This window comes from Superficieibacter sp. BNK-5, assembly GCF_047456055.1.
Taxonomy (GTDB): domain Bacteria; phylum Pseudomonadota; class Gammaproteobacteria; order Enterobacterales; family Enterobacteriaceae; genus Superficieibacter.
Window position 1 is genome coordinate 682,552 of sequence record NZ_CP179893.1, and the last position, 18,896, is coordinate 701,447.

The 18,896-nt window shown below is 50.9% G+C and carries 19 protein-coding genes; 4 read left to right on the forward strand and 15 right to left on the reverse strand.

The window, feature by feature from the left end:
- Nucleotides 1-609: 609 nt before the first annotated feature.
- The 4 genes from glmM to rlmE all read right to left on the reverse strand — a co-directional run bounded on the left by glmM (nt 610) and on the right by rlmE (nt 5,540).
- Nucleotides 610-1,947 (reverse strand): phosphoglucosamine mutase, encoded by a 1,338-nt coding sequence (gene glmM / locus ACMGGS_RS03310; RefSeq protein ID WP_414165045.1) that lies wholly within the window; start codon nt 1,945-1,947, stop codon nt 610-612.
- Nucleotides 1,940-2,788, reverse strand: coding sequence for a dihydropteroate synthase (gene folP, locus ACMGGS_RS03315; protein ID WP_414165046.1), 849 nt, complete (start codon nt 2,786-2,788; stop codon nt 1,940-1,942). Before folP ends, glmM begins: the two co-directional genes overlap by 8 nt.
- Before the next feature lie 109 nt (nt 2,789-2,897).
- Entirely contained in the window at nt 2,898-4,811 is a 1,914-nt protein-coding gene (gene ftsH, locus ACMGGS_RS03320) for an ATP-dependent zinc metalloprotease FtsH (RefSeq protein WP_194207088.1), read from the reverse strand.
- Between the two features lie 102 nt (nt 4,812-4,913).
- Nucleotides 4,914-5,540 carry a 23S rRNA (uridine(2552)-2'-O)-methyltransferase RlmE gene (rlmE, locus tag ACMGGS_RS03325; protein ID WP_176918049.1) on the reverse strand — a complete coding sequence of 209 codons (627 nt, stop codon included), beginning with the start codon at nt 5,538-5,540 and terminating at the stop codon, nt 4,914-4,916.
- Between the two features lie 126 nt (nt 5,541-5,666).
- Between rlmE and yhbY the strand changes: the two genes are divergently transcribed.
- Complete coding sequence (yhbY, locus tag ACMGGS_RS03330) at nt 5,667-5,960, forward strand: ribosome assembly RNA-binding protein YhbY (RefSeq protein WP_103676718.1); 294 nt, start codon at nt 5,667-5,669, stop codon at nt 5,958-5,960.
- Between the two features lie 151 nt (nt 5,961-6,111).
- Here yhbY and greA read toward each other — a convergent pair whose 3' ends face one another.
- Entirely contained in the window at nt 6,112-6,588 is a 477-nt protein-coding gene (gene greA, locus ACMGGS_RS03335; protein WP_176918050.1) for a transcription elongation factor GreA, read from the reverse strand.
- A 237-nt stretch (nt 6,589-6,825) separates the two neighbouring features.
- Here greA and dacB point away from each other — a divergent pair, with 237 nt between their 5' ends.
- Entirely contained in the window at nt 6,826-8,259 is a 1,434-nt protein-coding gene (dacB, locus tag ACMGGS_RS03340) for a serine-type D-Ala-D-Ala carboxypeptidase (protein ID WP_414165047.1), read from the forward strand.
- Nucleotides 8,260-8,345: 86 nt separating this feature from the next.
- Here dacB and opgB read toward each other — a convergent pair whose 3' ends face one another.
- The 5 genes from opgB to rplU all read right to left on the reverse strand — a co-directional run bounded on the left by opgB (nt 8,346) and on the right by rplU (nt 13,852).
- Nucleotides 8,346-10,679, reverse strand: a complete 2,334-nt coding sequence (opgB, locus tag ACMGGS_RS03345) for a phosphatidylglycerol--membrane-oligosaccharide glycerophosphotransferase (protein WP_414165048.1) — start codon at nt 10,677-10,679, stop codon at nt 8,346-8,348.
- Nucleotides 10,680-10,992: 313 nt separating this feature from the next.
- Nucleotides 10,993-12,168 (reverse strand): Obg family GTPase CgtA, encoded by a 1,176-nt coding sequence (cgtA, locus tag ACMGGS_RS03350; protein ID WP_176918053.1) that lies wholly within the window; start codon nt 12,166-12,168, stop codon nt 10,993-10,995.
- Nucleotides 12,165-13,136 (reverse strand): DMT family transporter, encoded by a 972-nt coding sequence (locus ACMGGS_RS03355; protein ID WP_194207092.1) that lies wholly within the window; start codon nt 13,134-13,136, stop codon nt 12,165-12,167. Before ACMGGS_RS03355 ends, cgtA begins: the two co-directional genes overlap by 4 nt.
- 127 nt (nt 13,137-13,263) lie before the next feature.
- Nucleotides 13,264-13,521, reverse strand: a complete 258-nt coding sequence (gene rpmA / locus ACMGGS_RS03360) for a 50S ribosomal protein L27 (RefSeq protein ID WP_000940593.1) — start codon at nt 13,519-13,521, stop codon at nt 13,264-13,266.
- A 19-nt stretch (nt 13,522-13,540) separates the two neighbouring features.
- Nucleotides 13,541-13,852 carry a 50S ribosomal protein L21 gene (rplU, locus tag ACMGGS_RS03365; protein ID WP_176918055.1) on the reverse strand — a complete coding sequence of 104 codons (312 nt, stop codon included), beginning with the start codon at nt 13,850-13,852 and terminating at the stop codon, nt 13,541-13,543.
- Between the two features lie 257 nt (nt 13,853-14,109).
- Here rplU and ispB point away from each other — a divergent pair, with 257 nt between their 5' ends.
- The gene (gene ispB / locus ACMGGS_RS03370; protein ID WP_414165049.1) at nt 14,110-15,081 is read left to right on the forward strand and encodes an octaprenyl diphosphate synthase; all 972 of its coding nucleotides are present in this window, start codon (nt 14,110-14,112) and stop codon (nt 15,079-15,081) included.
- Between the two features lie 186 nt (nt 15,082-15,267).
- Complete coding sequence (sfsB, locus tag ACMGGS_RS03375) at nt 15,268-15,543, forward strand: DNA-binding transcriptional regulator SfsB (RefSeq protein WP_176918086.1); 276 nt, start codon at nt 15,268-15,270, stop codon at nt 15,541-15,543.
- Between the two features lie 43 nt (nt 15,544-15,586).
- Here the strand turns inward: sfsB and murA are convergent, their stop codons facing one another.
- The 5 genes from murA to mlaD all read right to left on the reverse strand — a co-directional run bounded on the left by murA (nt 15,587) and on the right by mlaD (nt 18,892).
- Entirely contained in the window at nt 15,587-16,846 is a 1,260-nt protein-coding gene (gene murA / locus ACMGGS_RS03380; protein WP_176918057.1) for a UDP-N-acetylglucosamine 1-carboxyvinyltransferase, read from the reverse strand.
- Nucleotides 16,847-17,014: 168 nt separating this feature from the next.
- Nucleotides 17,015-17,269 carry a BolA family iron metabolism protein IbaG gene (gene ibaG, locus ACMGGS_RS03385; protein ID WP_103676726.1) on the reverse strand — a complete coding sequence of 85 codons (255 nt, stop codon included), beginning with the start codon at nt 17,267-17,269 and terminating at the stop codon, nt 17,015-17,017.
- Between the two features lie 124 nt (nt 17,270-17,393).
- On the reverse strand, nt 17,394-17,687 hold the full coding sequence (mlaB, locus tag ACMGGS_RS03390; protein ID WP_414165050.1) for a lipid asymmetry maintenance protein MlaB: 294 nt from the start codon (nt 17,685-17,687) through the stop codon (nt 17,394-17,396).
- Complete coding sequence (mlaC, locus tag ACMGGS_RS03395; protein WP_176918059.1) at nt 17,687-18,322, reverse strand: phospholipid-binding protein MlaC; 636 nt, start codon at nt 18,320-18,322, stop codon at nt 17,687-17,689. The genes mlaB and mlaC overlap by 1 nt, the downstream gene beginning before the upstream one ends.
- 18 nt (nt 18,323-18,340) lie before the next feature.
- Complete coding sequence (gene mlaD, locus ACMGGS_RS03400; RefSeq protein ID WP_414165051.1) at nt 18,341-18,892, reverse strand: outer membrane lipid asymmetry maintenance protein MlaD; 552 nt, start codon at nt 18,890-18,892, stop codon at nt 18,341-18,343.
- Between the last annotated feature and the right edge of the window lie 4 nt (nt 18,893-18,896).

The following is an 18,896-nucleotide window of genomic DNA, read 5'->3' on the forward strand; positions in this document are numbered from 1 at the left end:
TCTAGGCAGTCAAGAAACACTTTGAAAGATTGCAGGCGTTTTTTAAGAATAAATTTATATTCCCTTAATGGATGTTATTTATAGCATAATATTGAAACAAATATCGTGATTTTAACTTAACATATAATTAAGTATATCTTACACAACAAAATATTTATAACATGAATCATATAAATACAAACAAGAAATAATTCTTTATTTATTAAGAATAGTTATGACCAGCAAATAGCTGTCATGTTGAGGAGGAGTAGATAGTTACTTTTAACACACTATTTTTCATGAGATTTCCCCTTAAAAGGACTAAGGGAATGCCGCAGACGAGATGAAACCACACACTGCCATAATCCTTAAAAATTAAGACGCGGCGCACTATATGAGAGAAGGTGATCCCGTATTAATCAGCGATAATCTTCATCAGAAAAAGTAATGGACTTGTAAAAATTAGTTTAGCCAGATTTCATAAAAAAAGTGAAAAGCAAAAAACAGACAGCAAACAAATTCATCAATAAAATAATATACATATTCTTTATTGAAAAAAGCCCATACATGCTATGGGCTTTTAATAAATATTCATCGCATTCAATAAACGACTTATTGGCTGCTAATCTGTCAGACCGCTTTAACCGCATCCGCAATACGATTGGCAAACTCGGTAACCTGCGCTTCGTTCTCCCCTTCTACCATTACGCGGATAAGAGGTTCAGTACCCGATTTACGCAGCAGTACGCGTCCACGATTGCCCAGCGTCGCCTCGACCTCAGCCAGCGCTGCCTTCACCGTCTCATGCTCAAGCGGATCGCTGCCACCAGCGGTAAAACGGACGTTCACCAGGATTTGCGGGAACATTTTCATGCCGCTACACAAATCGTGCAGGCTCATATGATTACGGACCATTGCCGCCACGACCTGTAGCCCTGCCACGATGCCGTCACCGGTGGTGGTTTTATCCAGCAGAATAACGTGGCCGGAGTTTTCCGCGCCAATACGCCAGCCTTTTTCCTGCATTTTCTCCAGCACATAGCGGTCGCCCACTTTTGCGCGGGTGAAAGGAATTCCAAGCTGCTTAAGCGCCAGCTCGAGGCCCATATTGCTCATCAGCGTCCCGACGGCACCGCCGCGAAGCTGGCCCTGACGCAGCGCTTCACGGGCGATGATATACATAATCTGGTCGCCATCCACGCGATTACCTTCATGGTCAACCATAATGACGCGGTCGCCGTCGCCATCAAAGGCGATACCGAGATGCGCCTTTTCGGCCAGCACGCGTGCCTGCAACGCGCGAACATCGGTGGCACCCACTTTTTCATTGATGTTCACGCCATCAGGTTCACACCCCATGGCGATCACTTTTGCACCCAATTCGCGGAAAACGTTCGGCGCAATGTGATAGGTTGCGCCGTTGGCACAGTCGACGACAATTTTTAATTCATTAAGGCTCAGTTCGTTCGGGAAAGTCCCTTTGCAAAACTCAATGTAGCGCCCGGCAGCATCCACGATGCGGCTGGCTTTACCCAGCTCAGCCGAGTCCACGCAGGTGATCTCTTTCTCCATTTCCGCTTCGATAGCTTCTTCGACTTCATCCGGCAGTTTGGTGCCGTCGATGGAGAAAAATTTGATGCCATTATCGTAATAAGGGTTATGGGACGCAGAGATAACGATACCGGCTTCAGCGCGGAAGGTGCGCGTCAGGTAGGCGACAGCAGGCGTTGGCATGGGTCCGGTGAACGAGGCGGAAAGTCCTGCGGCGGCAAGCCCCGCTTCCAGCGCCGACTCCAGCATATAGCCAGAAATACGGGTATCTTTACCGATGATGATTTTACGCGAACCGTGGCGCGCCAGCACTTTGCCCGCGGCCCAGCCCAGCTTAAGCACAAAATCAGGCGTGATTGGCGCGTCGCCTACACGACCACGGATCCCATCGGTACCAAAATATTTACGTTCACTCATAACGTCTGTTTTCCTTAGCTGATAATGTCGCTTCCACTACACGCATCGCGTCAACGGTCTCTTTTACATCATGTACGCGGATAATTTGTGCCCCTTGCATTGCAGCAATGACTGCACAGGCCAGACTGCCGCTCAGTCGCTCAGAAGGGCCAGCATTAAGGAGCTGGCCTACCATCGATTTACGCGACATACCGACTAACAGCGGCAGACCAAAATGATGCAGTTCAGATAAACGTGCAAGAAGGGTGTAATTGTGTGTGAGATTTTTACCGAAACCGAAGCCCGGGTCGAGCAACAATTTCTCTTTTGCGATCCCGGCGGCTTCACAGCGGGCGATATGCTCAACAAAGTAGCGATTGACCTCAGCGAAAACATCCTCGTAATACGGCGCATTCTGCATGGTTTTTGGTTGGCCCTGCATATGCATCAGACAAACCGGCAGACCGGTCTCTGCCGCCGCTTCCAGCGCCCCCGGTTCGCTCAGGGAGCGGATGTCGTTAATGATGTGAGCGCCCACTCTCGCCGCTTCGCGGATCACTTCCGGTTTAGAGGTATCTACCGAGATCCACACTTCGAAACGCTGCGCGAGCGCCTCCACGACCGGGATCACCCGGGTGAGTTCTTCCTCGACGCTCACGTCCGCCGCACCGGGTCGCGTTGACTCTCCGCCAACATCGATAATTGTGGCCCCGGCGTTAATCATCAGATTGGCATGTTTGACCGCATCAATCAGCGAATTATGCGTGCCGCCATCAGAGAAAGAGTCAGGCGTAACGTTAAGAATGCCCATCACATGAGGCCAGGCCAGATCGAGCGTCGAGCCTTGCGCAACGAGTTTCATGAAAACTCCTGTTATTGTTTGTCTGCTTGCTGAAAAGAAAAAGCCCCGGAGCGATGCTCCAGGGCTTTAGAGTACTACAGTGGGCGACGTATTTGTCGCCCAAATACGCTTACATGGTGTTACCCGGGTTCGGTGTGCGAGGTTCATCCACCGGACGCGGCGCGCGAGGCGTACCATTGTTGTCAGAGTTGCTTGAGCTACCGGCATCTTCCCAACCTGCTGGCGGACGCACATCGCGGCGCGCCATCAGATCGTCAATCTGCGGTGCATCGATGGTCTCATATTTCATGAGCGCATCTTTCATCGAATGCAGGATGTCCATGTTGTCATTCAGAAGACGGCGAGCACGGTCGTAATTACGTTCAATCAGCAGTTTCACTTCCTGATCGATAATACGCGCGGTTTCATCAGACATATGCTTCGCTTTCGCAACGCTACGGCCAAGGAACACTTCACCTTCTTCTTCTGCGTACAACAACGGCCCCAGCTTCTCAGAGAAGCCCCACTGGGTAACCATGTTACGTGCCAGGTTGGTCGCGACTTTAATGTCATTCGACGCACCGGTAGAAACATGTTCAACGCCGTAAATAATCTCTTCTGCCAGACGGCCGCCGTACAGCGTACTGATCTGGCTTTCCAGCTTCTGACGGCTGGCGCTGATCGCGTCGCCTTCAGGCAGGAAGAAGGTCACACCCAGCGCACGGCCGCGCGGGATAATCGTCACTTTATGCACCGGATCGTGTTCCGGCACCAGGCGACCGATAATCGCGTGGCCCGCTTCGTGATACGCGGTGGATTCTTTCTGCGCTTCCGTCATCACCATGGAGCGACGTTCCGCACCCATCATGATTTTGTCTTTCGCTTTTTCGAACTCAACCATGGAAACGACGCGCTTGTTGCCGCGAGCAGCAAACAGTGCCGCTTCGTTCACCAGGTTTGCCAGATCCGCACCGGAGAAGCCCGGCGTACCGCGCGCAATGATTGCCGCATCAATGTCCGGGGACAGCGGCACGCGACGCATATGCACTTTCAGGATCTGCTCACGACCACGGACATCCGGCAGACCGACTACAACCTGGCGGTCGAAACGGCCCGGACGCAGCAGCGCAGGGTCCAGTACGTCCGGACGGTTAGTCGCGGCGATAACAATGATACCTTCGTTACCTTCGAAACCATCCATCTCAACCAGCATCTGGTTCAGCGTCTGTTCACGTTCATCGTGACCGCCACCCAGGCCTGCACCACGCTGGCGACCTACGGCGTCGATTTCATCGATGAAGATAATGCACGGTGCCGCTTTCTTGGCCTGTTCGAACATGTCACGCACACGAGATGCACCGACACCGACGAACATTTCCACGAAGTCAGAACCGGAAATGGTAAAGAACGGCACCTTCGCTTCACCCGCGATAGCTTTCGCCAGCAGGGTTTTACCGGTACCCGGAGGGCCGACCATCAGGACGCCTTTCGGGATTTTACCGCCCAGTTTCTGAAAGCGGCTCGGCTCGCGCAGGTATTCAACCAGCTCAGCCACCTCTTCTTTTGCCTCGTCACAACCCGCGACGTCAGCAAAGGTGGTTTTGATCTGATCTTCCGTCAGCATGCGCGCTTTGCTCTTACCGAACGACATGGCACCTTTGCCACCGCCGCCCTGCATCTGACGCATGAAGAAGATCCAGACCCCAATCAGCAGAAGCATCGGGAACCAGGAGATGAAGATAGAAGCCAGCAGGCTCGGCTCTTCAGGCGGTTCACCAACCACTTTCACGTTTTTGGTTAGCAGGTTATCAAGCAGTTTAGGATCGTTAACCGGAATGTAGGTCGTATAACGGTTACTATCTTTCTTGGTAACGTTGATTTCACGTCCGTTTATACGAGCTTCGCGAACCTGGTCCTGGTTGACCTCTTGCAGGAAGGTAGAGTAATCCACCTTATGTCCGTTAGACTCGCTGGGCCCAAAGCTCTGGAATACTGACATCAGCACAACGGCAATGACCAGCCAGAGAATTAGGTTTTTCGCCATGTCACTCAAGGGATTAACCTCTTATTACAACTGTGTTAAAAACAGCGTCAGGATACTCTATATCCAGCGTCTTTCAAACTTTCGCCTGAAATCAACCGGCTATTACTTTCGCCCGGTCGCTACAATGTACACTTCGCGTGAACGTGCCCGCGAAGAGTCCGGCTTACGAACTTTCACTTTCGTAAACAGAGAACGAATTTCCCGAAGATACTCATCGAAACCTTCGCCCTGAAATACCTTCACTACAAAACCGCCGCCCGGCGCTAAGACGTCACGACACATCTGTAACGCCAGTTCCACCAGATACATTGAGCGCGGAATATCTACAGCAGGTGTCCCGCTCATGTTTGGTGCCATATCGGACATGACTACCTGAACCTTTTCGTCACCGACACGCTCCAGTAACGCCTTCACCACGAGTTCATCACGAAAATCGCCCTGAAGGAAGTCCACACCAACGATAGGATCCATAGGTAAAAGATCGCACGCGATGATGCGGCCTTTGCCACCAATTTGCGTGACCACATACTGTGACCAGCCTCCTGGGGCAGCACCGAGATCGACTACCGTCATTCCCGGCTTAAAAAGTTTGTCACTTTGCTGTATTTCATCAAGTTTAAACCAGGCACGGGAACGTAACCCCTTTTTCTGTGCCTGTTGAACATATTTATCGCTAAAGTGTTCATGAAGCCAGCGACTCGAACTGGCAGAACGCTTTTTACCTGTCATTTAACATTCCCGTTGGGATAGCTCATCGTAGCCTGAAGCGTAAATTTCTACGCTGCAATTTGGCGATATATGGGAGATGGCGGTAGAATGACCCGTTTTCAATCCCAACGTAAGTAAAAATATACGATGAATCTTAGTACTAAACAAAAACAGCACCTCAAAGGTCTGGCGCATCCGCTCAAGCCCGTCGTTCAGCTTGGCAACAATGGTTTGACCGAAGGGGTACTGGCCGAGATTGAACAAGCGTTAGAGCACCACGAACTGATTAAGGTGAAGATCGCATCGGAAGATCGCGAAACGAAAAACCTGATCGTGGACGCTATCGTGCGCGAAACCCGTGCCTGTAATGTACAGGTCATCGGTAAAACGCTGGTACTCTATCGCCCGACCGCAGAGCGTAAAATCTCGCTGCCTCGTTAATAGTATCCTGATTTAGACACGATTTCTGTGTAAAACGAGGGATTTAACGGGTAGACGAGCAAAATGCCATGCTCTTCACGTTGATAAAAGGCCGCTATGCGGCCTTTTTCTTATCTTTACAATACGTCAACATCCAGACGCTATGCCGCGCTTAAAGATATTCTACGTTGAGAATTTCGAATTCCACTTCGCCACCCGGCGTGCGGATGACCACAACATCATCCTGCTCTTTACCCACCAGACCACGGGCAATTGGCGAATTCACAGAAATCAGATTTTGCTTAAAATCGGCTTCGTCATCGCCCACGATACGGTAAGTCAGTTCTTCATCGCTATCGAGGTTCAGAACCGTCACTGTAGCTCCAAAAATCACGCGGCCATTGTTGGGGATTTTAGTAATATCGATAACCTGCGCATTAGACAGCTTAGCTTCGATATCTTTGATGCGGCCTTCACAGAAGCCCTGCTGCTCGCGCGCGGCGTGATATTCTGCGTTCTCTTTCAAATCGCCGTGTTCACGCGCGTCGGCAATCGCCGCGATAATCTCAGGACGGCGAACAGACTTCAGAAAATCCAGTTCTTCACGCAGTTTTTCTGCACCTCGTAAGGTCATCGGAATAGCTTGCATTATTATACCTCTTCATCGTTCCTTCAGGAGACCGCAAACTGCCGCCCCCACTTGTCCGGCCATAAAGCACCAGGACAGAAGCAAAAGAAAACTGACCCGGAAGCAAAGTCCCAGGTCAGCAGCAATTTTTCAATTTGATAGTCATTTTACCCTGAAGTTCACTATGGGTCATCGTTTACTTTGCAGGGTGTTGCGCCGTAGTATGACGGCTTGTTTCCAGGTTGTTAGCGCGAGATTATGCGATTTTCCAGATTTATCATCGGATTGACTACCAGTATAGCGTTCTGCGTTCAGGCAGCGAATGTTGAGGAGTATGTAAACCAGCTCCCGGCAGGTGCTAACCTGGCGCTTATGGTACAAAAAGTCGGAGCCTCGACGCCAGAGATCGACTATCACGGGCAACAGATGGCGCTGCCAGCCAGTACCCAGAAGGTGATTACGGCTCTGGCAGCCCTGATACAGCTGGGGCCAGACTTTCGCTTTACCACTACGCTGGAGAGCAAGGGTAGCGTAGATAACGGCATTTTGAAAGGTGACCTGATCGCGCGTTTCGGCGCAGATCCCACCCTGAAGCGTCAGGATCTGCGCAATATGGTCGCCGTTCTGAAAAATTCGGGCGTACAGAAAATTGAGGGCAACGTGCTGATCGACACCTCAATTTTTGCCAGCCACGATAAAGCACCAGGCTGGCCGTGGAACGACATGACCCAGTGCTTTAGCGCGCCGCCTGCCGCCGCCATCGTTGATCGGAACTGCTTCTCCGTGTCGCTTTATAGCGGCCAAAAAGCGGGTGATATGGCGTTTATTCGCGTCGCCTCGTTCTATCCGGTGACCATGTTTAGTCAGGTGCGCACCCTGGCGCGCGGCTCAGCTGATGCGCAGTATTGCGAGCTGGATGTCGTACCAGGCGAATTAAACCGCTTCACGCTGACCGGCTGTCTGCCGCAGCGTGCCGAGCCGCTGCCGCTGGCGTTTGCGATTCAGGACGGCGCAAGCTATGCCGGTGCCATCCTCAGAGACGAGCTGAAGCAGGCCGGGATCACCTATAGCGGGAATTTGCTGCGTCAGACCCAGGTCAATGAACCGGGTACGGTGATTGCCAGTAAACAGTCGGCACCGTTGCATGATCTGCTTAAGATTATGCTGAAAAAGTCGGACAACATGATTGCAGATACGGTATTTCGCATGATTGGTCATTCGCGCTTCAATGTGCCGGGCACATGGCGTGCAGGATCCGACGCGGTACGGCAGATCCTGCGTCAGCAGGTAGGCGTCGATATTGGCAACACCATCATTGCCGACGGTTCTGGCCTGTCGCGCCATAACCTGCTCGCTCCTGCCACCATGATCCAGGTGCTGCAATACATCGCCCAGCACGATAACGAGCTGAATTATATTTCGATGCTTCCGCTGGCAGGTTATGACGGATCGCTTCAGTACCGTGCCGGTCTGCATCAGGCAGGCGTCGATGGAAAGGTCTCGGCTAAAACGGGATCGTTGCAGGGGGTGTACAACCTGGCGGGCTTTATTACCACCGCCAGCGGCCAGCGTATGGCGTTCGTGCAATATCTTTCAGGCTATGCGGTAGAGCCTTCAGACCAACGCAATCGTCGCATCCCGCTGGTGCGGTTTGAGAGCCGATTGTATAAGGATATTTACCAGAATAACTGATTATCAGCATGTTGTTCCTGTCAGAGACATGCATCCGGGATGCCAGCACATTGTTTAAGCGTAAATATGCTGGCTCCCGGCAATCTTCAATTTTTTAGCGTCTTTTCCACCACTGGTACAATTTCTAACTCTATAAGCCCTATACCTAACTTACGGACAGGAGAAACGCTGGACGATCCCAGTATGCTGCCCTGACGGCTCAATTGTGGTTCTGGCGGAGTAATAGTCATTAAGCGTGTATACATATCGCCGGTAAAGTGAAGTTTAACTGTTGTAGGTTCGCTGCCGAAACTCGCATATTGTGTCTGGTCACCAATCTTTACTGCGATTGGTTTGTTCACATTCCCACCAAAAGCTTTAGCTTTAATCACCACGTCAAATTCTTGTGGAAATGGATATCTATAAAGCAACAAGACCGACGGTGCCATTAAAGCATCTGACCAGCGTCCCCATGGCTCCTGGTAGCTTAACCCCATCATATTTTCAATAAAATGAGGCTGCCCTTCCAGCGCAAGTTTAAACGAGTCAGATGAGTATCTGATATCCTCTGGTGCAATCTGCAATTGCATTTGATCCCTACGATAACGTGCTGTGTTCGTAGGTTGATGATCGTCAGTAACGATTCCTTTATATATCTCACTATCGATTTTCTCGACGCTGACATTTCCACCGGTCCTACCCTGAGTAACGCACCAGTCTGTAGAAAGCGCAAGGCTAGATTTCCAGATATTGCCAGCAAGGAAGCACTTATCAACCCAAAGGAATTGCGCCCCCTCAGGTAAATACGCCAATGCTGTCCGTAGTGAACTTTTTTTACCTTCATCATCAACGACAGGTAAAACTTGATCCGGCTTAATTTCGAACACTACCGGTAAATTGTAAGAAAAGCCGTCAAAGGAGAGTTTTTTCTTGCTAACATCAACAACAAAATGATCGATATGTTTAGGGTTCCCCCACAAAGCACGAATACTGTCACCCCATGCATAAAGTTTACTCTGGAAATCGTTAATAGTCTCAAAGAGTGACTTTTCACTTAATGAACTTCGCCCTAAACCAATCGCGCGCGCGCCCCCCAATACTTCCAGAACAGTGGCACCATTATCAAGCGGGCTTCGCCCCTGGTTTTGAATAGCTGGTTTTATGCTATCACCCAATATGAAAAAAAGATCGCGACGGTTATGCTTATTCAAATAATCAACCGCGACAGCCATATTAGGCATGGCCAGATGATCGGAAGAAACTACGATGATGGTGTTTTTCGCCCAGGGCGATGACTGAATCCTGTTAACAAAACGTGCAATATCCTCCTGGCTACAGAGCACTGCGCTAAGTGCATCTACTTTTTCACCCCCCATGTGATAATTATTCTTTTTACAACCGGGGGAGATATAACCTCTTGGCGGATGCGTATCAAGAGTTAGAGTGAAGAGCGCAAAACGTTTACCAGAAGCCGCCAGCTCTTTATATTTATCCCAGGCTTTATCCAATACGATATTATCATAGAGGCCCCAGTTGTTTTGAATTGAGAAATCATCCTGCATACCAGACTCAGCCAGTCCCCAAATGTGGCTAATTCCATGCGTTCTGAAAAATGCATCTTTATCTGCGAAAAGTAGGTTTGCCCCCTGATAAAACCAATTTTCATAACCCGATTTTTTTAAAATATCTCCAAGGCAAATAGCCGTTGGATAAAAGCTACTCACCACATTGGTATCGCTAAAAGCCGTAGGTTTAAATAATGGTATACCGCACTGCGAAGCGACAATTCCAGCAATAGTAAAATCTGTCGCGGGCATTTGTTGTGTATTTGAATAATCCAGGCTATTTTTTCTTATGTCATTCAAATCGGGAAGTAAATTAGGGAAAATCGTTTCATCAAAGTATGTTCTTTCCAGACTCTCCCCATATATATACACCAAATTATATTTAGGGTTATCAATAATAGACTCTTGTTTAACATAGTATTTGTTGAAATCAGAGCCATCTATCGTTTTTAATGACAGGGTGCTACCACTAATCTGTGGAATGGTCGGCGAGGTGAGCACGGAAACCACAACGAGTAAACAGGCCAGCACAGAGTACAGACTATGTCGTTTTCGTATCGGAAGCTTGTAACAAAGCAGCAAGTAAAGCAGAACAAAAACAGCCCCACTGCCTATGATAGCCAGCGTTATGGGTATGACAAAGTCGCTGAAATCGGCACCTTCAAGAGAGTTACCCAATGTATAAAGCACTGACTGGTTAACACCGTCCCCTGTAAATCGCTGACATACGATCCAAAACGAATTTAAAAAAACGGTTATAGCAGATGCTAAAAAAAATAAACACAATAAAGAAATAGTCCGTTTAGCCTTGTAACGTAACAAGATAACTGACAATACCAGACAGAGAAAAGAGAAACCGAGAAAATAAAAAGACATTATCCTTTCTTCCTTAAAGACATCCGACGTATTGCTCACGTCTGGGTAAGGAAGAAAGTTTACTGCTAAATATCAGAGTATCCTACACTGGAGACATTTTTTAGGATTTTATTAATAAAATCAGTTATGTGATCCCTCTATTTATATAAATTGAGAATACATAACCAAATTCAATACACCCAGTGAATGACTTATAAAAAAATCTTCACTAAAAATAATGCATTTTTATTGTTATTTATAGTTGAGCTTTATAAAACACTTAAATATCCCCTCCCAGGAGCAACTCCCTGGGAAGGGTTTATGGCACTAATCATTAACGCTTATAAATGAACTCAACGCCTTCTTCGTCGTCTTCGTCCCAGTCGTCATCCCACTCTTCGTCATCGTCCTCAACAGCGGCTTCTTCAAGCTGCTGGCGATGATAATCGTCCCACATGAACTCGACTTTTTCCGGCTGCTTCTCTTCCTGCGCCTGCGTAATCGGATTTTCGATGATGAAGGTCATCACATCCCAGCAGAGATCTTTCACGCCGGTCTGGCTGGCAGCAGAGATGAGGTAGAATTTATCTTCCCAACCCAACGCCTCAGCGATCGCTTTCGCCTTCTCTTCGGCTTCCGCTTTATCCAGCAGGTCAATTTTGTTAAACACCAGCCAGCGTGGTTTAGAGGCCAGGCTTTCGCTGTATTTTTCCAGCTCGCCGATAATGATGCGGGCGTTCTCCACCGGATCGGAACCGTCAATCGGATCGATATCGATGAGATGTAATAGCACGCGGCAACGCTCAAGGTGCTTCAGGAAGCGAATACCCAGCCCGGCACCTTCCGCCGCGCCTTCGATAAGCCCTGGAATGTCAGCAACCACGAAGCTCTTCTCGGTGTCCATACGGACCACACCAAGGCTGGGTACCAGCGTAGTAAACGGATAATCCGCGACTTTCGGCTTCGCTGCGGATACCGCGCGGATAAAGGTCGATTTACCGGCGTTCGGCATACCCAGCATGCCCACATCCGCCAGCAGCATCAATTCCAGCTGTAAATCACGCTTGTCGCCCGGTGTCCCCATCGTTTTCTGACGTGGCGTACGGTTGACCGAGGATTTAAAACGGGTGTTGCCGAGGCCGTGCCAGCCGCCTTTGGCGACCATCAGACGCTGACCATGTTTGGTCATATCGCCCATCGTCTCGCCGGTGCCCTGATCGATAACGCGAGTCCCTACCGGCACTTTAATCGAGACGTCTTTGCCCCGTTTACCGGTACAGTCGCGGCTCTGACCATTCTCGCCACGCTCAGCGCGAAAAGACTTTTCAAAACGGTAGTCGATCAGCGTGTTAAGGTTTTCGTCCGCTTCCAGCCAGACATCACCGCCGTCACCGCCGTCACCACCATCCGGCCCGCCCTTGGGAATATATTTTTCGCGGCGGAAGCTCACGCAACCATTGCCGCCGTCACCTGCAACTACCAGGATGGATGCTTCATCAACAAACTTCATTTTACTCTCCGTAAATCATTCGCCTGAGCGGGATAATCACGCTTACGCCACCGCCCCCACAGACGATGACCAATGGCGGAATACATCGCGCCCGCAACCACGACAAACGCACCGAGATAACCTAAAAGGTTTAACATCGGTCTGGCGAAGAAATCGGGCCAGGCCAGTGATAATAAATCTGAAAATAACAGGGTAAATAACGGCGTCAGGGTAATCAATGCGCTAACCTGTGCCGCCTGCCAGCGCGCCATGGCTTCTGCAAGCGCACCATAGCCCACCAGGGTGTTAAGCCCGCAAAAGAGCAGACACAGCAGTTGCCAGTGGCTTAATTGCGTTATCACCCCAGGCTTCGCCAACGGCAATAACACCATTGTACACAAAATGTACAATAAAAGCAGGATCTGCGGTGATGCCAGACGACGTAATAACACTTTCTGTGCCACGCCGTAAGTGACCCATACCGAGGCCGCCGCCACGCCGAAAATAACGCCCCAGGTGTAGTCCGTCAGACGGGTAAAGATTTCTACCAGGCTGGTATTAAAAAACATGCCCAGCCCGCTTAGCAGCATAATTGCGCCAAAAACCTGGGTACCGCGCATTTTCTCTTTCAGGACCACCACGCTGGCGACCATCATGCCGACGGGGGAAAGCTGGCCGATCACCTGTGAGGCGGTCGGACTTAAATATTGCAGGGAAGAACTGAACAGGATGAAATTACCCGCCAGCCCACAGGTCGCGATAATCAGCAGTAGCAGCCAGCGTGGTTTACGGAATAACTGCACAGAAGGCAATCGTCCCTTGCAGGCCAGAATGATGCCCAGCCCAATCGCCGCCATCAAAAAGCGATAAAACACCACGGTGGGCGGTTCCATCACTTCCAGCACCTGCTTCATTGCTATCGGTAACGCTCCCCAACACATAGCTGTGGTGAGCGCCAGAACAATACCAATGCCTGCCTGTTGCTTCATGCCCGTTTTCCCTGCAATGGCTCGTTTTCCGCTGGTGCGGCTTCACGAGCATATTTACCGGCCGTCGAATGTAAAAAGCCCCGCAACACGTTGCGGGGCTTTAATCCGTTACCGGACCACGAGAAACTTACTCAGCAACGATGCTGATGTACTTACGGTTTTTCGGGCCTTTAACTTCGAATTTCACTTTACCGTCTGCTTTAGCAAACAGAGTGTGGTCACGGCCGCAACCAACGTTGGTGCCAGCGTGGAATTTAGTACCACGTTGACGAACGATGATGCTACCTGCCAGAACTGCTTCGCCGCCAAAGCGTTTTACGCCCAGACGTTTAGCTTCTGAATCGCGACCGTTACGAGTCGAGCCGCCAGCCTTTTTATGTGCCATTTAAATCTCTCCTCAGGTCTTAGGCGCTGATGCCAGTAATTTTCACATCAGTGAACCACTGACGATGGCCCTGCTGCTTACGATAGTGTTTACGACGACGAAACTTAACGATTTTAACTTTCTCGCCACGACCGTGAGCAACAACTTCAGCTTTGATTACGCCGCCATCAACGAAAGGAACGCCGATTTTGACATCTTCACCGTTTGCGATCATCAGAACTTCAGCGAACTCAACAGCTTCGCCAGTTGCGATGTCCAGCTTTTCCAGGCGAATGGTTTGACCTTCGCTTACTCGGTGTTGTTTACCACCACTTTGGAAAACCGCGTACATAAAAAACTCCGCTTTCGCGCACATCTTTGTGTGATACAGAGTGCGCTATAAATATTCACAATAGGGCGCGAATATTACGCAAAACGCGAGCCTTTGACAAGTACGATCATCACTCCATGCAGAAAAAAAACACAACCATCACGACAACGTTTCTCTGGCGCATTTTTACAGTACAATCCACACTACTATTCCATCATTAAACCTTTGTTATCCCATTTTGACATGTGGTAAACAGGACATTAAGCCCGGCTTTTGCGATGAATTTAGATAAAATCAATGAGTTAACCGCGCAGGATATGGCGGGTGTCAATGCAACCATTCTTGAGCAGCTCACCTCAGATGTACTGCTGATCAACCAGTTGGGACATTACATCGTCAGCGGCGGCGGAAAACGTATCCGTCCGATGATTGCAGTCCTGGCCGCACGCGCCGTGGGCTATCAGGGCGATGCCCACATCACGGTCGCGGCATTAATCGAGTTTATCCACACCGCGACCCTGCTTCATGACGATGTGGTGGATGAATCCGACATGCGCCGTGGCAAAGCGACGGCCAACGCCGCGTTCGGTAACGCTGCCAGCGTGCTGGTCGGCGATTTTATCTATACCCGCGCCTTCCAGATGATGACCCGCCTCGGCTCGCTGAAAGTGCTGGATATCATGTCCGAAGCGGTTAACGTCATTGCCGAAGGTGAAGTCCTGCAATTGATGAACGTCAACGATCCGGACATCAGCGAAGAAAATTATATGCGCGTGATCTACAGCAAAACGGCTCGCCTGTTTGAAGCAGCATCGCAATGCTCCGGTATTCTGGCCGGTTGTACGCCGGAAGAAGAACGCGGGTTGCAGGATTATGGCCGCTATCTCGGAACGGCCTTCCAGCTGATTGACGATCTGCTGGATTACAGCGCCGATGGCGAGACGCTGGGGAAAAATGTTGGCGACGATCTCAACGAAGGTAAACCTACGCTGCCACTGCTACATGCAATGCAACATGGTAACCCTGAGCAGGCAGCGATGATCCGTTCAGCCATTGAACAGGGTAACGGTCGTCATCTGCTTGAGCCGGTGCTGGAAACGATGGCGGCCTGCGGATCGCTGGAGTGGACGCGTCAGCGTGCGGAAGAAGAAGCGGATAAAGCCATTGCTGCCCTCCAGGTCATTCCCGATAATCCGTGGCGTGAAGCGCTGATTGCTCTCGCGCACATGGCTGTTCAACGCGACCATTAATCTCTCCCGCGCAAAAGCGCGGGAAAATTCCAGTAAACCCTTAAAACCCCCGATGCCTGCCAGAAATCTAAATATATTCTGAATTTAAAGTTATTTACTCGAACTTTTTAGAACTCTATCTTACCTGAAGTTATAGTAGTCCTGTCGCTGATCGTGTTGATGCTTAGACGACATTCACAGGGAGATATTATGGAGAAGTTCATTGACTGGCATCCGGCAGATATCATCGCCGGACTGCACAAAAGAGGGACATCAATGGCGGCAGTATCGCGTGAAAACGGGTTAAGTTCTTCCACGCTGGCCAATACGCTGGCAAGGCCATGGCCAAAGGGAGAATTGCTTATCGCTAAAGCGCTGGGCACAGAGCCGTGGGTAGTATGGCCTTCCCGCTATCACGATCCCGTTACGCACGCGTTTATCGACAGAACCACCCTGATGCGTCGACCAAGACGCAAAAAGTAATCTTGCCGCAGCCCCCCGCAGGGGCTGCGCAGGATGTCGTGAATTACTCGCCCTTCACCCGTTCAATCTTCGCGCCCAGCGCGCGCAATTTGTCTTCAATGCACTCATAGCCACGATCGATATGATAAATACGATCGACAACCGTTGTGCCTTCAGCAATACACCCCGCCAGTACCAGGCTTGCGGAGGCACGCAGATCGGTCGCCATCACCTGCGCACCGGAAAGCTGCGCCACGCCATGACAAATGGCGGTATTGCTCTCGATTTCCGCCCGCGCGCCCATACGGATCAGTTCCGGAATGTGCATAAAGCGGTTTTCGAAGACCGTTTCTGTGATCACACCCGTGCCTTCAGCCACCAGGTTCAGCAGCGTAAACTGTGCCTGCATGTCGGTCGGGAAACCCGGATGCGGCGCGGTACGCACGTTAACCCCTTTCGGGCGCTGGCCGTGCATATCCAGGCTAATCCAGTCTTCGCCGGTTTCGATGTCCGCGCCCGCTTCACGCAGTTTCGCCAGCACCGCATCGAGGGTTGCTGGCTGCGCGCCACGACAAACGATTTTACCGCCGGAAATCGCTGCCGCCACCAGGAAGGTCCCGGTTTCAATACGGTCCGGCAGAACGCGGTATACGCCGCCACCGAGGCGAGCGACGCCGTCGATAGTGATACGATCGGTGCCCTGACCGGTAATTTTCGCGCCCAGGGTGTTAAGGAAGTTGGCGGTATCAACAATTTCCGGCTCGCGCGCGGCGTTTTCAATTACCGTTGTACCTTCTGCCAGCGTAGCCGCCGACATAATGGTCACGGTCGCGCCGACGCTAACTTTGTCCATAACGATGTGCGCGCCTTTCAGACGACCCTCAACGGAAGCCTTCACATAGCCCTCTTCCAGCTTGATGGTCGCGCCCAGTTGTTCCAGGCCGGTAATATGCAGATCGACCGGACGTGCCCCGATGGTACAGCCGCCCGGCAAAGACACCTGGCCCTGACCAAAACGTGCCACCAGCGGACCCAGCGCCCAGATAGAAGCGCGCATGGTTTTCACCAGATCGTAAGGCGCACAGAACACATTGACGTCACCCGCATCAATATGAACGGAGCCGTTACGCTCCACTTTTGCCCCCAGCTGGCTGAGCAGCTTCATTGAGGTATCGACGTCTTTTAGCTTCGGTACGTTCTGGATCTCAACCGGATCTTCTGCCAGCAGTGCGGCGAAGAGGATCGGCAGAGCCGCATTTTTGGCACCAGAAATGGTGACCTCGCCCTGAAGCCGGGTAGGCCCCTGAACTCGAAATTTATCCATTGATCGTGTCTCTTTTAAATTCGTTGATAAGGCTAATAACACCGCTATGCTTTTTGCCGGTTGGCGCTGCGCTTACCCGGCCTGGATATCAACGATGATGTAGCCCGGTGACTGGCCAGCAGGGAGCGCTGTCAGCAATTTGTGTCACTACAGGCTTTCGCCCGCAGCTTAAAAACCGTTTAGTTTGCGATCGCGCGCCCATTCTTGCGGCGTATACGCTTTGATCGACAGCGCATGAATGCGGTTATCCGCAATATATTCCATCAGCGGCGCGTAAATCGTTTGTTGCTTCTTAACCCGGCTCATGCCGTCAAAAAGCTCACCCACGGCAATCACCTGAAAGTGGCTGCCATCGCCGGAAACGTGGACTTCCGTAAGAGAGAGTGCGTTCATCAGCACGGTCTGAATTTCATGATTTTCCATGGGCTCTAGTATCATCTGGTAGTAAAACAGCCCAACATCTTAGAGCAAAGTGGCGCTGTCTTAAATAGCAAAAAGCCTCGCAGGTAAAACAGGCGAGGCTATCGGATTTAACGGACTGATAATGCTAACGAGGCAGAACATCGTCCGGCAGATTATAAAGCTGTGCCAGGGTGTAAACCTTCTCGTTAACGCCGTCGAGTGAAACGGTGTTGCCCTGCTGTTTGGCCAGAGCAACCAGGTGGATGAGCAGCGCCAGTCCACCAGTATCAACGCGGGAAATCTGGCTCAGGTCGATGCATGTAACGCCGCGCATCGCCTCCTCGCGCGCATCCCACAGCGGATTAAGCACGTCCTGATCCAGTTCACCCACTAACGCCAGCCTGTCACCGTCCCGTGTCCAGCTGAGTACCTGCGTCATTATTTCTTCTCATCCAGAGTAATTTTCTGACGAGAAATCGACTGAAGCTGGGCAGTCAAACCATCAATACCTTTCGTGCGCAGCAGATCGCTCCACTCGTTCTGTTTGGTGGTGATCATGCTAACGCCTTCAGCAATCATGTCATACGCCTGCCAGTTTCCGGTCTGGGAGTTTTTACGCCACTGGAAATCCAGGCGTACCGGCGGACGACCGTTCGGATCAACAATGGTTACGCGGATAGGTACGATCGTCGCGTCGCCCAGCGGCTGTTCCGGCGCGATTTGATAAGACTGACCGTGATACATCGCCAGCGCCTGACCGTAAGCCTGTTTCAGATACTCACGGAACGCGGCAAAATAGGCCTCGCGCTGCGCAGGCGTCGCGTCTTTGTAGTAGCGGCCCAGCACCAGCGCCCCGGCATATTTTACCTGAACATAAGGCAGCAGTTCCTGATCGACGACATCGCGCAGGTAGTCCGGGTTCGAGCGGATTTTAGGCTGCTCATTTTTCAGGCGGTCAAAAGTTTTTTGCGCGGCCTGGCCCATCAATTTATAAGGATTCGACTGATCGGCGGCGGTGGCTGCCGTAAGCGGCGCAATAACCAGCATTGCGACCATTAATAAACGTTTGAACATGTCTCGCTTCTCCTGAAATTAATTCGTCGTACCTGCGGGGGCAGCGGCATCAGTATGGCCGTCAGCGGCTGCCGGTGCATCGGTGGTATTCTGATTGTCGCTGCCTTTGCTGTTGTAAAGAAATTGTCCGATCAGATCTTCCAGCACCATCGCGGACTTCGTATCCTGAATCGTACTTCCTTCTTTAAGCATAGACGTTCCCAGCTCCGGGTCTTCAAAACCCACGTTCAGCGCCAGATACTGCTCACCCAACAGGCCGGAAGTGCGGATGGCCAGCGAGCTGGTATCCGGGATCTCGTTATAACGATCTTCGATATCCAGCGCGACGCGCGGCAGATACGTTTTTGGATCGAGGGTGATGTCCGCCACGCGCCCAATCACCACGCCGCCGATACGTACCGGCGAACTGGCTTTCAGACCACCGATGTTATCGAAAGTAGCGTAAACGCGATAAGTGGGTTCGGTACGCAGTGAGGTGACGTTTGCCGCCTTCAGGCAAATAAACAGTCCCGCCAGCAGCGCAACCAGCAAAAAGATACCTACCCAGATTTCACTCTTTTTCGTTTGCATGAAC

Bases quoted from the DNA above. Each gene is read 5' to 3' on its own strand.
- folP (WP_414165046.1), bottom strand. From the start codon at position 2,788: ATGAAACTCGTTGCGCAAGGCTCGACGCTCGATCTGGCCTGGCCTCAT.
- mlaD (WP_414165051.1), bottom strand. From the start codon at position 18,892: ATGCAAACGAAAAAGAGTGAAATCTGGGTAGGTATCTTTTTGCTGGTT.
- rplU (WP_176918055.1), bottom strand. From the start codon at position 13,852: ATGTACGCGGTTTTCCAAAGTGGTGGTAAACAACACCGAGTAAGCGAA.
- murA (WP_176918057.1), bottom strand. From the start codon at position 16,846: ATGGATAAATTTCGAGTTCAGGGGCCTACCCGGCTTCAGGGCGAGGTC.
- mlaB (WP_414165050.1), bottom strand. From the start codon at position 17,687: ATGACGCAGGTACTCAGCTGGACACGGGACGGTGACAGGCTGGCGTTA.
- yhbY (WP_103676718.1), top strand. From the start codon at position 5,667: ATGAATCTTAGTACTAAACAAAAACAGCACCTCAAAGGTCTGGCGCAT.
- greA (WP_176918050.1), bottom strand. From the start codon at position 6,588: ATGCAAGCTATTCCGATGACCTTACGAGGTGCAGAAAAACTGCGTGAA.
- ACMGGS_RS03355 (WP_194207092.1), bottom strand. From the start codon at position 13,136: ATGAAGCAACAGGCAGGCATTGGTATTGTTCTGGCGCTCACCACAGCT.
- ibaG (WP_103676726.1), bottom strand. From the start codon at position 17,269: ATGGAAAATCATGAAATTCAGACCGTGCTGATGAACGCACTCTCTCTT.
- glmM (WP_414165045.1), bottom strand. From the start codon at position 1,947: ATGAGTGAACGTAAATATTTTGGTACCGATGGGATCCGTGGTCGTGTA.
- dacB (WP_414165047.1), top strand. From the start codon at position 6,826: ATGCGATTTTCCAGATTTATCATCGGATTGACTACCAGTATAGCGTTC.
- opgB (WP_414165048.1), bottom strand. From the start codon at position 10,679: ATGTCTTTTTATTTTCTCGGTTTCTCTTTTCTCTGTCTGGTATTGTCA.
- cgtA (WP_176918053.1), bottom strand. From the start codon at position 12,168: ATGAAGTTTGTTGATGAAGCATCCATCCTGGTAGTTGCAGGTGACGGC.
- rpmA (WP_000940593.1), bottom strand. From the start codon at position 13,521: ATGGCACATAAAAAGGCTGGCGGCTCGACTCGTAACGGTCGCGATTCA.
- mlaC (WP_176918059.1), bottom strand. From the start codon at position 18,322: ATGTTCAAACGTTTATTAATGGTCGCAATGCTGGTTATTGCGCCGCTT.
- ftsH (WP_194207088.1), bottom strand. From the start codon at position 4,811: ATGGCGAAAAACCTAATTCTCTGGCTGGTCATTGCCGTTGTGCTGATG.
- ispB (WP_414165049.1), top strand. From the start codon at position 14,110: ATGAATTTAGATAAAATCAATGAGTTAACCGCGCAGGATATGGCGGGT.
- rlmE (WP_176918049.1), bottom strand. From the start codon at position 5,540: ATGACAGGTAAAAAGCGTTCTGCCAGTTCGAGTCGCTGGCTTCATGAA.